Below are 15,111 nucleotides of genomic sequence, written 5' to 3'. Positions count from 1 at the left end.
GTGTACAAGATTTGATGTAACTTAGAGGGGGACACAAGCCATGAACAAAAAATATTGGATGACCGGATTGCTGGCGCTTCTGCTTGCATTTAGTGCCGGCTGCGGACAGAAGCCGACTGCAGCCCCCGCCGAGACGGGTCCGGATACTGAAGCAGGACAAGTACAGACGCCGCAGGACGAACCGGGCGATGACAAGGCGGCGGACGATCAGAAGCAAGGCGAAGCCGAAGCGACTACCGTGAACGCGAGCGAAGGAACAAGCACGCCTCCGGAGAAAACATCCGCTGGAAGTACAGGCACGCCAGTCGATACGAAGGACGTGAACGCTGCGGAGGATCAAGCGAAGAAAGCAAATATTAAACTCTATTATACGGACCCGGAGATCATGGATTTGAAAGAAGCCAGCAAAGAGATCACGTACTCGGGCGAAGAGGATAAATATAAGAAAGCTTTTGAAGGTCTTCAAAAGAGCGGAGATGCCGAACTGAATCCATTATGGTCGGATAAAATCACGCTGAAGTCACTTAAGTTCGACAACGGAGCTTTGACGCTGGATATCACCAAGCCGGCAGAGGCGAATCTTGGAGCTGGAGGAGAAATGTTTGCGATTGATGCCTTGCAAAAAACGTTCTTCCAGTTCGATGAAGTGAAGTCCTTGGAATTGCTTGTAGACGGTAATCAGATGGAGAGTTTAATGGGGCATGTTGAGCTGGAGCATCCTATGACTCGAAAATAGTGCAAAGGAACTACTTCTGAATTTTATATGAAGGACTAAACACCTATTTCGCTTGTCGAAATAGGTGTTTTTTTGGTAAATAGGGAACAATTTCGCAACTTTCAGTGAGTCTAAGCGTCTATAGGTTGTCAGGTAATGTCGGACAGGCCGAGTGCAGAAACGCCAATCTATGGCAAAATAATAGGATGGTAGGGGTGAAGGATGAAGAAGTTCGGTTTTTTAATGTTTCTCGTTGTCATCATGATTGCGTTTCCTAAAATGGCGGATGCGAGTTCGTACAGCGCAAGGATTTACCTGGATGGTCAACAAATCAATCTGTCATCTGGCGTGAAAGTGGAGAACAACAACGGTACCGTCATGGTCCCGATCCGTGTCATTTCCGAAAATCTCGGTTTTAACGTGAATTGGAACAAGGCAGCGAAGACGGTAACGGTTGAAGACGCCTGGCAGAAAGTGACGATGGTGATTGGAAGTCAGTATGCCGACATAAACGGCCAGCGTGTTCTAATGACGAAGGCGCCTGTTCTTCGAGGCGGAACGACCCTCGTTCCGATTCGCTTTGTAAGTGAGCAAATGGGCCTTCAAGTAAGATGGGATAACACGCAGAAGGCAGTCTATCTGACCTCGTCTTACGATGGGAGTAACCCTGGTGAAGAACCCGGCGTATCTACATCGACCGTGGACGGTATCAGTTTCAGCGAAAATAGGCTGATGGTCGCCGTTACGGGCAATGCGAAGCCAAATGTATCAAAGCTTAGCAATCCAGACCGTATTGTCATTGATATGGTGAACACGAATTTCTCGGATACATTCAGCAGCAATGCCAGCTTTGATGACGTGACAAAAAGCGGCCAGATGGCGGTAACGGGATACCCGGATGTCAATGCCGTCCGTTACTCCCTATACAACAGCAACCCAATGACCGTGCGAATTGTCATTGATCTCAACTACGCCAAGAATTACACCGTTTCAGGGCTCGAGAACGGATCGGGCCTGTTCATTGTGGATTTGAATACGGGTTCTAACCCTACACCTGGTGCAGGCGGAAAGAAACTCGTCGTCATTGATGCGGGTCATGGAGATCATGATCCGGGAGCGATCGGGGTAACGAAGAAGAGGGAGAAGGATTTCAACCTCGCGATGGCGCTGAAAGTTGAGAAGTTGTTAGCCAAAGAAAAAAATATCGAAGTCGTTTTGACTCGCAGTAACGATACTTTCCTCGAGCTGAAGGATCGCGCGAAGATTGCGAATGATCTGAAGGCTGATGTTTTCATATCGATACATGCTAATAGCGGCCCTTCCTCTGCAAGCGGAACCGAAACGTATTATTATAATGAATCTGACAAAGCGCTGGCGAATGCCCTTCATAAAGAAATCGTGAAGGCCATGGGTTTAAAAGACCGTGGAGTTAGATACGGCAACTTCCATGTTATTCGTGAGACCAAGATGCCTGGCGCTCTGCTGGAAGTCGGGTTCCTGAGCAACAAGACCGATGAGAGCAAGCTGTTTGATCCGGCAACGCAGGATCGGGTAGCCGAGGCAATTGTCAGAGGCATCAAAAATTATTTGAAGGTTGATTAACGATACGATAGTGATCGTGATTGCAGGAGGTGGCTATTTTGAATAAAAAAAATTGGGCAGTCGGACTGTTGGCAGCCGTTATGCTAGTTGGTGCCGGTTGCGGACAGAAACCCGGAGCAGCACCGGACGATACGCCGGGGCAAGTGACCCCTGCACCTGATGATCAGACAGGACAGAGCAATGGAGGAGCATTGAACGGCTCCGGTGGCACGTCAACAGGGGACGGCGGCAATGAAGTTACAGCGCCGGAAGCCAAAACGGAGAGCATTAAAGCCTACTATACGGACCCGGATTTGATGGAGCTGGTTGAAGGCTCGGCAGAAATTTCGTATAAGGAAGATCAGGAAAAATACGAAGCCGCATATCAAGCATTGCAAAAGAGCGATAAGGCCGATATGGTTCCCCTCTGGGAGAAAATCAAGCTGAATTCGTCGAAATTCGAAAACGGCGCCCTGACGCTCGACGTGACGGTCCCGGATGAAGCCAATCTGGGAGCAGGCGGCGAGTCGTTTGCCATCGATGCTATCAAGAAAACGTTCTTCCAGTTTGACGAAGTAAAATCACTTCAAATTCTGGTCGATGGTCAGCAGACCGAATCGTTGATGGGGCATGTCGATTTAGAAAATCCAATGACTCGGTAATGATGGTTGAAGGAGATCACGATCTGCTGTCGAATATTAGTATATGATGAAGCAGTAGTCATTGAGAGGGGAAAGAAAATGGTACTTAGACACAGCAAACATGTTCATTCCAAAAAAGTGGTCTCCGCCGTCATGGCCGGACTTATAGCATTCGGAGGCGGAGCTTCGATCGTCTCGGCAGATGAAGAAGCAGCAAACGCGACAGCGGCAAATGCACCCCAAACGGCCATTAACGTATTCAGCGACGTGAATGCTGGTTTTTGGGGAGAAAAGTACATTTATCAATTAGCAGCACAGGGGATCGTGACCGGGAGTAACGGAAAGTTTCGTCCGAACGATCCTGTAACGCAGCAAGAAGCTGTAACGATGGCGATCCGGTTCTTAAGCATGCAGGATCAATTAAGCAGCGGCGCTGCGACATTACCGACAAATGTTAAAGTGAACGATTATTTTACGAAATATGTTGAACTGGCTTTTCAGCAAAACCTGCTCGACAAGCAAAAAGAATCCGGATATACGGACGAGAAAGTCATTTGGGGCGCGCAGAAAGCATCCCGGGAATGGATAACCGAAGTGCTTGTCCGTTCCATTGGACGTACCGCGGAAGCCGATGCAGCCAAAAATAAAGCGACAGGCTTTGCGGATAACGCCAAGATATCCCCGGATCGTCTGGGTTATGTCAATGTAGCGGTTGAACTGGGCCTTGCCAAAGGAGTGAACGGCAACAAATTCGATCCACAAGGCGCCGTTACTCGTGCCCAGCTTGCAACGTTCCTGAGCCGGGCTCAAGCCTACATTACCACAAATTACGAGAACCAATACAAAGGCTCCATCGCTTCGATCGAGAACGGTAAACTGGAGCTGTATGCCAATGGCAAGCTGAATTCATTCAAGCTGGATAATTCCACATCCTATTTTACCTCCGATTCGGAGAAGAGACTGCAATTCTCGGAAATCAATCCGTACACTCAAGCGGTAGTCGTCGTGAATAACGGAACGGCTGCTTATGTGGAGATTACGGATTCGACCCAGCAAGTGGAACGTTTAGACCGCACATATGCACGCCTGTCACCGGACAATGTCATTTGGCTGGATACTGGCAGCACCTTTGAAGAGCTAAGTTACGACCCAAGTACCGTGTTCCTGGATCAGAACGGTACGAAGATCGATCCAAAGACGCTTGCTGCCGGCAGCCTGCTTACGATTGAACGCGAAACGTACAGTCCGCAGAAGAAAATCGTGTCGATTCGTGTAAAGAGCGGCTTGGTTAACAAGACGGGGGCTGGCATCGTTCAGAACGTGGATACGGTGAACAAAAGAGTAACCCTTAAGGATAGCACCGGTTATGAGGATACGTACACGTGGGATGATGCAACCGTCATTCGCTATCAGAATCAAATTTTGGCTCCTGGGGAGCTCAAGAATGGCTACACCGTGAACTTTACGGTAAAAAACAGCGTCCTTCAGTCGTTGGAAGTTACGCAAAGCGTCGATCGTGCCGTACAGGCAATGTTGTACTCCGTTGAAGAAAACGGTAAGACGATCACCTACAAGCGCAATGGAAGCACACAGCTCGAGACGAAGTATTTGGCCGAGAAGCCGGAAATTATCATGAGTGGCGTGGCGAAACCTGTTCTGTCGGATTTGCTCGCTGACGCGGTATCCGGGGATCAAGTGACACTGACCATTAACAGTGAAGAAAAAATTTCGAAAATCGAAGTAACGGGTCGCCAAATTGAGCAGTTGGATGCCGCTACCGTCGTAAACTACGATTCGAAGACGCGTTGGCTGACTGTCAAGGATGCGAACAACCAGCCACTTGTGATTGTTTTGGATGACAAGACAAAGCTGGAATCAAGCTACGGAACGACGCTGGATCGAGTGGAACCTTTGCTCGTTTCCGGACGCAAAGTAAGTGTCTCCCTGATCGGTACCCGCGTGCTTTCATTGGAAGTGGTATATAAAGTTGAAGGTAAAATCAGCAGCATTAACACATCCAAGAGAGTGATTTCGATATTGACCGCCAGTGGAAAAGTGGAGGAAATCTCATACTACAATAGTCCGATTGTGGAAATCTTCGGCAGATCGGGCGTAACTCTGACGGATTTACGGATTGGCGACGAAGTGATAGCGCAGCTGTCGAACAATCAAGATTACTTACAGAGCTTAAAACTCAAAACTTCCGCACAATTCGAGGTTGTGTCTACAGAACCAACGAGGAACCGGATTCGAGTAAAATCAAATGGCACCACAAGCGATATTTATACCGATAAATCTATATTGACCGGCGAAAGCGGACAAGCCATTTTGATCGCTGACTTGCGTCCGGGAGCACTCGTTAATATAACGTTCCAAGGTTTAACGCCTGTAGCGGTAGCTGAAGTTAAATTGACGCTTGGCGAAGTGACAAGCGTAGATGCTTCCGCAAATGCATTAACCGTGAAGGATTATTCAGGCAACAGTCAGACGTTTGGAGTGAGCGGCGGCGTCAAAGTCGTTAAGAATGGTTCAACGGCTTCGAATTTAAGCACAGTGGCTTCAGGGGATCGCGTAGAGATTCGAAAGGACATTCAGGGTGTAACCATTGTCCAAGTGATGGAGAAGGTGGATCGTGCATTCTGGCAAGCAAGCAATACGGAAATTCAAGTGAAGCGCAAATCGATTAACGATAATTTCCGGTATGTATTATCCGATAAAGTATTTGTTCATCAAGGTGACACTACTTTGTCCGTGCAATCCCTTAAGGAAAATGATAATATTGTACTGTACTTAAACAACGGTGTCGTTGTTGAGATCGTAAAACAGTAAATTATCGACCTGGGATTGCTCGAGAAACACCGTCTTGATGCGGGGATTTCCGCATCAAGATTTTTTTTTGCGGGAGGGAAATCATATGAATGCGGCAACGGTACGGCATATTTTGGACACGATGGAGAGCATGTTTCCGGATGCACATTGCGAACTGAATCACAGCAATGCGTTTGAGCTGACCATCGCCGTGCTGCTGTCTGCCCAGTGCACGGACGAAACAGTCAACAAAGTAACAAAGGATCTGTTTCAGAAATACAAAACGCCTATGGATTACGTATCGGTACCGATCGAGGAGCTTGAGCAGGATATCAGACGGATCGGGTTATACCGGAACAAGGCCAAACATATTCAGAACTTGTGCAGGATTCTGATCGAACAGTATGGCGGGGAAATACCGGAAGCTCATGACGAGCTGGTCAAATTGCCCGGGGTTGGACGCAAGACGGCCAATGTCGTCGTTTCCAACGCCTTTGGCGTGCCTGCCATTGCGGTGGATACGCATGTGGAGCGGGTATCCAAACGGCTCGGACTGGCTGCTTGGAAAGATTCCGTGCTGGAAGTGGAGAAAAAGCTGATGAAGCGGGTGCCGCGTGAAGAATGGACGATGACGCATCATCGGATCATTTTTTTCGGAAGGTACCACTGTAAAGCTCAAAATCCGCAATGCCCGGTATGCCCGCTGCTGGATGTTTGCCGCGAAGGAAAGAAACGTATGAAAACCTTAGCAGTCAGGAAGAATAAGGAACAACCGTAACACCAGCAAGAAACAGACAAAAAAAGAAACGGTTCATCTGATTCGGGAGAACACCGAGCTTTGACAGCCGGCGAATGGGCATCATTGCAAGCAAGCCAGCGCGCTTGCCTTTGTCTCCGGATTTCTATTTCGGCCGCATGGGCGAATGGAAATCTGGAAACAACTGTGACCAAAATGGAAATGTCGGATATTCGCAAGGTGATAAAGGAATGCAGCCCGGATCAGCAGGAGCTAAATTTAAAAGAGGATGGGATTACACATGAAATGCATCTCTGTTTACACCGACAATTTTGAATTGTTCTCGGATATTTTTGAACATGTGGTGGAGAGCCAGAACCAACTGAGCGAGAATGAAGAGCAGGAAGTGGAAGGCGTGACGTTCAGCCACTCCGGAGATGCTCCCGAGCATTACTTGGAGCGTATGTCTCAGAAGCCGGAAGTGGTTGTGATGCGCGATAAGTCTCGCGGTTTAACCATTTTGCAGCACGGAAACGTGTTCGAAATTTTGATTCCGGCAGAAGAGAACACCGTCGTATCTTAAGTTCTTCAAATTTGATGTTTTAAAAAATGAAATGTTGAACCCATGGCAGGCAAGGAAGCGATTTTTCCTTGGCTGCCATTTTGCATAGAGCGGGGCAAACGGCGGAGCATGAAATGATTCCTTTACGGCCCAAGCGGTGATAAAATAAAATGATGTGAACAGATGGTGTCAGAGATGGAGAGATCAATGGACAGGAGCGAGAAATGACATTGAAGTTGATTACTGATGAAATCGGATACAGCATGACGGAACTAAATAGAGTCCGGGACCGTTTTTTGGATTGGAATGACGAGTCTTCCTCCGCATTGGCCGAGGATTTGATACGCAAGGGTACTGGCGGCGAGCTGACGCTTGCTTTCTGCGGTCATTTTTCAGCTGGGAAGTCAAGCATGATCAATGCGCTTTGCGGCAAAAAGGTGCTGCCCTCGGGTCCGGTACCGACAAGTGCCAATGTGGTCACGATCCGAAGCGGCGAGCCTCGGGCTATGATTCACCGGACTGTCGCGGACCATGGGGAGCCTATCAAGGTAACGATCGACGAACTTGCGGAATACTGCAAGGAGGGCCGGGAATATTCCGCGATAGAAGTGTGGGATGACGTGCCGCTGCTTGGCGCGGACGGAGTATTGATGGATACCCCCGGCGTCGACTCGACCGACGACGGGCATCGGCTAGCCACCCATTCCGCTCTGCATATGGCTGACATCGTGTTTTACGTCATGGATTACAATCATGTGCAGTCGGAGAGTAATCTGATGTTTGCCAAGAGCCTGTCGGATTGGGGGAAGCCGCTATATTTGATCGTGAATCAGATCGACAAGCATCGTGATGACGAGCTGACGCTGTCTTCTTACCTGAACGACGTCAAGAAGGCGTTCGCCCAGTGGAAGATCACGTACAACGGGTTGTTATGCACCTCGCTAAAAGTGCAGGACCATCCCTATAATCAATGGGAGACGCTGAAGTCTTTGATCGGCGAACTGATATCCCGGAAGGAGCCGCTGCTGCGTCATAGCGTTTCCTGCTCCATTCGTCATGCTGCGGATCAGCATGTGGAAGCCTATACCCGCAGTCATCAGGAGGAGAAGGAGCGGCTGCTGGAGGAAATGGGCGGCCAGGAGGCCGCTGCGGCGCTGCAAGCGCGCTTGCAGGAGCTGGAAGAACAAAAGAGAACCGTAGCGGGTCTGCCGGAATCGGTTCGCGCAGAACTCCGCAAGGAAGCCGATAAGCTGCTGGCCAATGCCAATCTAACCCCGGCGGATGTTCGGGATTTAAGCCTGTCCTTCTTGGAGAGCCGGAAATCCGGCTTTAAGGTCGGGTTCCTCTTCTCGGGCGGCAAGACGGAGGAAGAGCGCCGTCGCCGTTTGGAGGCCTTCCATCATCGTTTGGAGGAACAGACCTCTTCGCAGGTCGACTGGCATCTGCGTTCGCTGTTCCGCAATAGCGTCGAGCAGCATGCGGAATGGAATCCCGAATGGGAACGTTGGATGGACGCTGAACTTCCGGGCGTGCGGGAGGATATGATTACGCGAACCGTGAATCCGGAAGCCACGGTGTCAGGCGAATATGTATTGAACTATAACCGGGAGCTGGCCGAGGAAATCAAGGGCAGCTACCGCATGGCCGTGTTGGTGCTTGCCGACCGGCTGAAGGCGGCATTGACGGACGCTGCGGCCGTCCGTCTGCAGGAGCTGGAGCGCCAGGGCGCCGAGCTCCTGGCGCAATCCGCGGCTTCCGCCAGCTACGCAGCCCTGCAGCAGGCGGAAGCCGCCCGCGCGGCCGAGCTGGCAGAGCTGCTCCCGCCGCGCACCTCCCTCACCCCCGGCCTCCTGCCGGAGGTGAGGGAGCCGGAGGGGCAGCCCGCGCATGCGGCTGCCCAGGGCGGCGCCCCGGCGGCGCAGCCGGGGCAAGGGCGCACGGCGCCCCGGGCCGGCGCTGCGCAGGCGGCGGCACCGCAGCGGCGCCAGCGGCTTGAGGCCGCGGCAGCCGAGCTGCGCGCAGCGGCGGCGCTGCTGGCGCCGCACCCCGCGCTGGCGTCGGCCGCGCGGGATCTGACCGCCCGCGCCGATGCGCTTGCGGGCGGCTCGTTCACCCTGGCGCTGTTCGGAGCGTTCAGCGCCGGAAAGTCCTCCTTCGCCAATGCACTGCTTGGCGAGTCGGTCCTGCCGGTATCGCCGCATCCGACAACGGCGGCGGTGAACCGGATATTGGCACCGGCCGGAGGAAAATCTCATGGTACCGCAGACGTGCGTATGAAGAGCCGGGACATGTGGTGGGACGATTTGAAGTATTCCTTCGGCGTGCTGGGTCTCCAAGAACCGAATCCGGCCAATTGGCGGAGCGTGGCTGAAGGTTTGAATCCGGCCGGAATTCACCCGGCGGGCCTGCCGCATTACGGGTTCCTAAAGGCCGCCGCCTCCGGCTGGGATGAGATGGAGTCCAGGCTCGGCACCACGGAAACGGTAGAACTGGCCGAATATCGGGGATACGTGGCGGACGAAACCAAATCCTGTTTTGTCGACGGGATCGATCTGTATTACAGCTGTCCGATGACGGAGCAAGGGATCGTGCTGGTGGATACGCCGGGAGCGGACTCCCTGCATGCCCGGCACACCGGCGTCACCTTCAACTATATTAAGAATGCGGATGCCATTGTTTACGTAACGTATTACAACCATGCGTTCTCCAAAGCGGACCGGCAATTCCTGTCCCAGCTGGGCCGGGTCAAAGACAGCTTTGCCTTGGATAAAATGTTCTTTATCGTCAATGCGGCTGATCTAGCTCAGTCCGAAGACGAGCTGAACGAGGTGGTGAAGCATGTGCGCACCAATCTCACGGCCAGCGGCGTAGGCAGCCCGCATATCTTCCCCGTCTCTAGTCTGGCTGCGTTGGACAGTAAACGGCAAGGGGACGAGGAGAACTTGCAGGCTTCGGGATTCCCTGTTTTCGAAGAAGCGCTGGGCCGATTTGCGGTGGAAGAGCTGCCAAGGCTGTCGCAGCGTGCCGGTTATGATGAGATCGCTTCTGTAAGGGACCGTATCCGGGGCTGGGCTGAGATGGCCGCTCAGGATGAGACCACGCGCAAGCGGAAAATCGGGGAGCTGGAAGAGGTGCAAAACCAAGCCATGGCCCGCCTTAACGCTTTGGCGGAGCAGGAAATGGCTCGCGACATTGGTCAAGAAAGCAGCGAGCTGCTGTTTCACGTGCGGCAGCGGCTGGATTATGCCATGAACCGTTTCTTCCAGGAGTCGTTTAATCCTTCCGTGCTCCGGGAGGATGCTGGTCATTTGAAATCGGCATTTGCGGCTTGCGGACGTGATTTGATGCGAACGATGTCCGTAGAGCTGGATCAGGAACTATGGGCCACCACGCTTCGTTTGGAGACGGCTGGCCGCAAATTAACCGAAGCCGCGGCATTTAAGGCCGCAGCCGATATCAACGGCATGGCCGAGGGTCTGTCACTGGCCATACGCCGGGATCCGGAATGGGCACCGCCGGAGCTGGACGAAACGGAGCTGCAAATCCAAGGGGGTTGGCTAACCTTCTGGCCGACCTTTAAGAATCCCAAGCATTTCTTTGAGGGCGGCGGAAGCTCAAAGCTGCGCGAAGCGGCTGAGCCGAAAGTGAAGGAAGCGGTGGCGGGTGTGGTCGGCCTGCGGGAAGAGCAGCTGACGGACCACTATGTTCGAATGAGCGAACGTTCACTACAGCATCATGTATCAGCTTTGGAGGAACAGCTGAAGGAATCCATGGCGGCCATATTGGGTTCGCTGCAGGACGGCCAGTCTCCGTTGATGTGGCGTCAACTGGCGGATGATTTGGAATCCATGATGAAGTCAGCGCAGTAAAGACGGAACATGCCCGTCTAGCATGAAGCAAGATTTGCAATAGAATAGCAGCATGTGTGCGAAGTTCCGGCAAGGGAGTTCCCCTTTTCCGGATGAATGAACGCCAATCACATGTTGAACCATCGAAAGACGTCCCATATGCCATCCGTGGCGGGGCGTCTTTCGTCCTATTATTGTCGATGGACCGCCCTCCTGAAGAAAGCGGCACAGGACGATATGGTATATTTTTATCCGCTGCAGCGAACGTGAATAGGATGAAACCAGCTTAGGATATTACCCTTTTTCAAGCATGTTCAAAAAAGTCGAAAATAGCGGATAAAGCCTAACGGTTGAAGGGACTGGCAATGTGATTATATCCCCTAGTAATGATGAGAATTCCCGATGATTTCATCATGAAACAATGATAAGTTATGCTATTTGCCCCCTTTAGGTCCTTTTGGCTCATTTATGACGGTTTTCTCTCTTTGCCGCGGGTTCGGGTCGATGATAAACTTCATAAATGCTACATAACCTGAACGTAAAAAATCCAAAGGAGGATAAACATGAATGTTCTCAGGCAACTGCAGGGCTTCTTTTGGGAGAAACGAAGTTATCTTTTTCTTTCCATTCTGTGTCTGGCGATTGCAACCGCTTTAGGTCTAGTCTATCCGCAGCTGTTGAAAGTGCTGATTGACGATGCAATCAAGCTGGAGAATTTCGGCATCGTACCTCAGCTGGCACTCACCGTGCTGGGCGTGGTCATCCTTAAAGCTTTCATGCAGTTTCTGCATGGATTCTTTGGAGGAAGACTAGGGAATTACCTGGCTTATTCGATGCGAAACGCCTGCTACGAAAAATTGCAATTTTTATCGTTCCGTTATTACGACACGGCTCGGACAGGGGATTTGATGTCACGGCTGACGGGGGATTTGGAAGCGATCCGGATGTTTATCGGCTTCGGTTTTGCCCAGCTCCTTAATCTGGTATTGATGGTGACCTTCGGTTCCATCATGATGTTCACCATCAGCTGGAAATTGACGCTGGTAACTTTGGTAGCGATGCCATTCCTGGTGGTCGCGGCCCTGAAATTCGAGTCCAGGATCCATCCGGCATTCCAGGAAATGCGTCTGGCGCTGAGCTCGCTGACTACCGCGGTGCAGGAGAATATTACGGGCGTTCGTACCGTTAAATCCTTTGCGCGCGAGCCTCACGAAGTGGAGAAATTCTCCGAACGGAATGAGCGTTACAAAACCAATCAGATATTCGCCTCCTCCCTATGGGCCCGTTACTTCCCGATGATGGAGCTGTTTGCGAATATCAGCGTTGTCATTTTGCTTGCCGTCGGGGGCGGCATGGTGATCCAGGGTTCCATGACGGTAGGGGAGCTGGCAGCATTCTTTACCTTGATCTGGTACATAATCGGACCTCTTTGGGGAATCGGGTTTCACATTAACAACTATACGCAGTCGAAGGCTTCGGGTGAACGGGTGCTGGAGCTGCTGAATCAGCCTATCGATGTGGAAGACCGTGAACGTGCGGTAGATTTGGTGCCAAGCGAGGTAAAGGGTCATGTTGTGTTCGATAACGTTACTTTCGCATACGGGAACAAGATGGCTGCCGTCAAAGATATCAATTTGGACGCTCGTCCCGGCTCCGTGATCGGTTTGCTGGGGGGAACGGGCTCCGGCAAGTCGACCATTATCCAGCTTTTGATGCATGCCTATAACGTGAATCAGGGCAGCATCAAATTAGACGGCGTGAACATCAACGATATTAAGGTCCGGAGTCTGCGCAGCCAGATTGCAACGGTCTTCCAAGAGACTTTCCTGTTCTCTTCCAGCATCCGCAACAACATCTCTTACGGGATGAAGGATGTTAGCATGGATGAGATCATCCGGGTAGCCAAGCTGGCCAAGGCCCACGATTTTATCATGGAAATGAAGGACGGCTACGATACGATTGTCGGCGAACGGGGGATGGGGCTCTCCGGCGGACAGAAGCAGCGGATCGCGATTGCCCGCGCCCTTCTGAAGGACCCGAAAATCCTGATCTTGGACGATGCCACCAGCGCGGTGGACATGGAAACCGAACATGAGATTCAATCCGGCTTCCAGGAAGTCATGAACGGCAGAACGACATTCATTATCGCTCATCGGATTTCTTCCTTGCGGCATGCGGATGAAATTCTCGTTCTGGATGAAGGTAAAGTCGTGCAGCGCGGCAAACATAACGATTTGATTGCGGTGCCGGGACCTTACCAGGATGTCTACAAAATACAATATGCGGACCTGATTGCGAAGCAAGCTCAAGCAGGAGGTACGCCAGGGCAGGTGCAAGCATGAACGCCAACGTAAATACTGAACCGCATCAGAAGCAGAAAATTCCGAGGCCGCGGAAGTCCTCGGAAGAAACCAATGAACGTTTTGTATACAAGGACGACGATGCGATCGAGAAGCCGTTTAACTGGGCGCAGCTGACGCGCCTGATCTCGTATATGAAACCTTACGCGAAACAAATTCTCCCGTTGATCGGCCTGATGATGATCATCGGTACGATTACGAAGCTTGCGATTCCGTTCCTGACGAGTTTGGCTATCGACCAGGCCATTGACCCGAAGGAAGGAAATCCGAGCCTGACCCTGCTGTATCAAATTACGATCGCCGTTCTGGCGATGTATATCATTCAATGGGTTGCCGGGATATTCCGGATCAAGTTTACGAATATCATCGGTCAGCGGGTAATCTATGACCTGCGCGCCGATTTGTTCCGGCACATACAGCGTTTGTCCTTTAATTTCTTTGACAAGCGTCCGGCGGGATCCGTGCTGGTTCGCGTTACGAACGATGTCAATTCCCTGCAGGATTTGTTTACCAACGGGGTTGTCAATCTGATCATCGACTGTGTGCAGCTTGTCGGCATCGTTGTCATCCTGCTGCTGATTAACTGGAAACTGGGCCTTGCCGTGATCGTGACGGTACCGATCATGTTCTTTATCTCTACGAAACTCCGTGTGCGCATCCGGCGCGCATGGCAGGAAGTGCGGATCCGGAACTCGAGGATTAACTCCCACTTGAACGAATCCATTCAGGGGATCCGGGTTACGCAGGCCTACACGCAGGAAGAAGAGAACATGAAATTCTTCGATAACATGAACCTGGACAGCAAAAAGTCCTGGGATAGGGCGTCGGCCATGAACCAAGGGTTTGGGCCTCTTATCGAGATTACCGGAGGTTTCGGTTCACTAATTCTGTTCTGGCTTGGTGCCGTATTGATTCAGCAAGGCGAGCTCACCATCGGCCTGTTGATAGCCTTTACCCAATATGTCGGGAACTTCTGGGAGCCGATCAATCGGCTCGGCCAAATGTATAACCAGCTGCTTGTCGCAATGGCATCGTCCGAACGCATCTTTGAATTCATAGACGAGAAGCCGAGCATTGATGATCAGCCCGGCGCGAAGAAATTGCCGACCATTAAAGGGGACATCAAGCTGGAGAATGTGGTGTTTGAATACGAAAAAGGACGCCAGGCTCTCAAAGGCATCAATCTGGACGTGAAGGCAGGCCAGTCGATTGCGTTGGTCGGTCATACCGGATCAGGCAAAAGTACCATCATTAATTTGCTCAGCCGCTTTTATGATATTACGGACGGTAAGTTAACTATCGACGGGTACGATATACAAACGGTGACGGTGGAAAGCCTCCGCAATCAGATCGGTATCGTGCTTCAGGATACCTTCATATTCTCGGGTACGATTCGGGATAATATCCGCTTTGGCCGTCTGGATGCGACCAATGAGGAAATTGAGGATGTAGCCAAGGCCGTCGGCGCTCATGAATTTATTGTCCAAATGCCGGGAGGCTACGATACCGAGGTCGAGGAACGCGGAAACATGCTGTCCATGGGTCAGCGGCAGCTGCTGTCCTTCGCCAGGGCGCTCCTAGCGGATCCGCGCATTTTGATCCTGGATGAAGCAACGGCGAGTATTGATACCGAGACAGAATTGAAAATTCAGGGCGCCCTTAAAGTGCTGCTTCAGGGACGGACCTCTTTCATCGTGGCGCACCGTTTGTCAACGATCCGTCATGCCGATCATATTGTCGTGCTGGATCACGGGAAGATCATCGAAGAAGGAAATCACGACCAGCTTATGCAGAAGCAGGGGACGTATCATGGGCTGATCGAAGCACAATACCGTTTTTTGTAAAAACGGCTTAACAAAG

At 51.5% G+C, this 15,111-nt stretch carries 11 protein-coding genes; all 11 read left to right on the top strand.

The annotated features are described in order from the left end of the window. The first annotated feature begins 40 nt into the window (after positions 1-40). The 11 genes from BMX45_RS17805 (at position 41) to BMX45_RS17760 (ending at position 15,095) form a co-directional block, all read left to right on the top strand. Positions 41-736 (top strand): GerMN domain-containing protein, encoded by a 696-nt coding sequence (locus BMX45_RS17805; RefSeq protein ID WP_090910855.1) that lies wholly within the window; start codon positions 41-43, stop codon positions 734-736. Between the two features lie 201 nt (positions 737-937). Further along, on the top strand, positions 938-2,317 hold the full coding sequence (locus tag BMX45_RS17800) for an N-acetylmuramoyl-L-alanine amidase family protein (RefSeq protein ID WP_090910854.1): 1,380 nt from the start codon (positions 938-940) through the stop codon (positions 2,315-2,317). A gap of 38 nt (positions 2,318-2,355) precedes the next feature. After that, on the top strand, positions 2,356-2,958 hold the full coding sequence (locus BMX45_RS17795; RefSeq protein WP_090910853.1) for a GerMN domain-containing protein: 603 nt from the start codon (positions 2,356-2,358) through the stop codon (positions 2,956-2,958). A gap of 78 nt (positions 2,959-3,036) precedes the next feature. Then, positions 3,037-5,766, top strand: coding sequence for an S-layer homology domain-containing protein (locus BMX45_RS17790; protein WP_090910852.1), 2,730 nt, complete (start codon positions 3,037-3,039; stop codon positions 5,764-5,766). Between the two features lie 85 nt (positions 5,767-5,851). Beyond that, on the top strand, positions 5,852-6,523 hold the full coding sequence (nth, locus tag BMX45_RS17785) for an endonuclease III (protein ID WP_090910851.1): 672 nt from the start codon (positions 5,852-5,854) through the stop codon (positions 6,521-6,523). 74 nt (positions 6,524-6,597) lie between these two features. Next, the gene (locus BMX45_RS31370; protein WP_090910850.1) at positions 6,598-6,786 is read left to right on the top strand and encodes a hypothetical protein; all 189 of its coding nucleotides are present in this window, start codon (positions 6,598-6,600) and stop codon (positions 6,784-6,786) included. Further along, positions 6,783-7,064, top strand: coding sequence for a hypothetical protein (locus tag BMX45_RS17775; RefSeq protein ID WP_015734596.1), 282 nt, complete (start codon positions 6,783-6,785; stop codon positions 7,062-7,064). Before BMX45_RS31370 ends, BMX45_RS17775 begins: the two co-directional genes overlap by 4 nt. Before the next feature lie 203 nt (positions 7,065-7,267). Beyond that, positions 7,268-10,912: a dynamin family protein gene (locus BMX45_RS17770; RefSeq protein ID WP_090910849.1), complete on the top strand. Its 3,645-nt coding sequence runs from the start codon at positions 7,268-7,270 to the stop codon at positions 10,910-10,912. Positions 10,913-11,023: 111 nt separating this feature from the next. Beyond that, on the top strand, positions 11,024-11,161 hold the full coding sequence (locus tag BMX45_RS31365; RefSeq protein WP_217648122.1) for a hypothetical protein: 138 nt from the start codon (positions 11,024-11,026) through the stop codon (positions 11,159-11,161). A gap of 293 nt (positions 11,162-11,454) precedes the next feature. After that, a complete protein-coding gene (locus BMX45_RS17765) occupies positions 11,455-13,233 on the top strand; it encodes an ABC transporter ATP-binding protein (protein ID WP_090910848.1) in 1,779 nt (592 codons plus the stop codon). After that, positions 13,230-15,095, top strand: a complete 1,866-nt coding sequence (locus BMX45_RS17760) for an ABC transporter ATP-binding protein (RefSeq protein ID WP_090910847.1) — start codon at positions 13,230-13,232, stop codon at positions 15,093-15,095. Before BMX45_RS17765 ends, BMX45_RS17760 begins: the two co-directional genes overlap by 4 nt. Positions 15,096-15,111 lie beyond the last annotated feature (16 nt).

Source organism: Paenibacillus sp. cl141a (assembly GCF_900109305.1).
GTDB lineage: Bacteria > Bacillota > Bacilli > Paenibacillales > Paenibacillaceae > Paenibacillus_AQ > Paenibacillus_AQ lautus_A.
This window is presented reverse-complemented; position numbering and strand designations above follow the sequence as displayed.

Coding starts and splice junctions, on each gene's coding strand:
- BMX45_RS17805 (WP_090910855.1), top strand. CDS start 41: ATGAACAAAAAATATTGGATGACCGGATTGCTGGCGCTTCTGCTTGCA.
- BMX45_RS17800 (WP_090910854.1), top strand. CDS start 938: ATGAAGAAGTTCGGTTTTTTAATGTTTCTCGTTGTCATCATGATTGCG.
- BMX45_RS17790 (WP_090910852.1), top strand. CDS start 3,037: ATGGTACTTAGACACAGCAAACATGTTCATTCCAAAAAAGTGGTCTCC.
- nth (WP_090910851.1), top strand. CDS start 5,852: ATGAATGCGGCAACGGTACGGCATATTTTGGACACGATGGAGAGCATG.
- BMX45_RS31370 (WP_090910850.1), top strand. CDS start 6,598: ATGGGCATCATTGCAAGCAAGCCAGCGCGCTTGCCTTTGTCTCCGGAT.
- BMX45_RS17775 (WP_015734596.1), top strand. CDS start 6,783: ATGAAATGCATCTCTGTTTACACCGACAATTTTGAATTGTTCTCGGAT.
- BMX45_RS17770 (WP_090910849.1), top strand. CDS start 7,268: ATGACATTGAAGTTGATTACTGATGAAATCGGATACAGCATGACGGAA.
- BMX45_RS31365 (WP_217648122.1), top strand. CDS start 11,024: ATGTTGAACCATCGAAAGACGTCCCATATGCCATCCGTGGCGGGGCGT.
- BMX45_RS17765 (WP_090910848.1), top strand. CDS start 11,455: ATGAATGTTCTCAGGCAACTGCAGGGCTTCTTTTGGGAGAAACGAAGT.
- BMX45_RS17760 (WP_090910847.1), top strand. CDS start 13,230: ATGAACGCCAACGTAAATACTGAACCGCATCAGAAGCAGAAAATTCCG.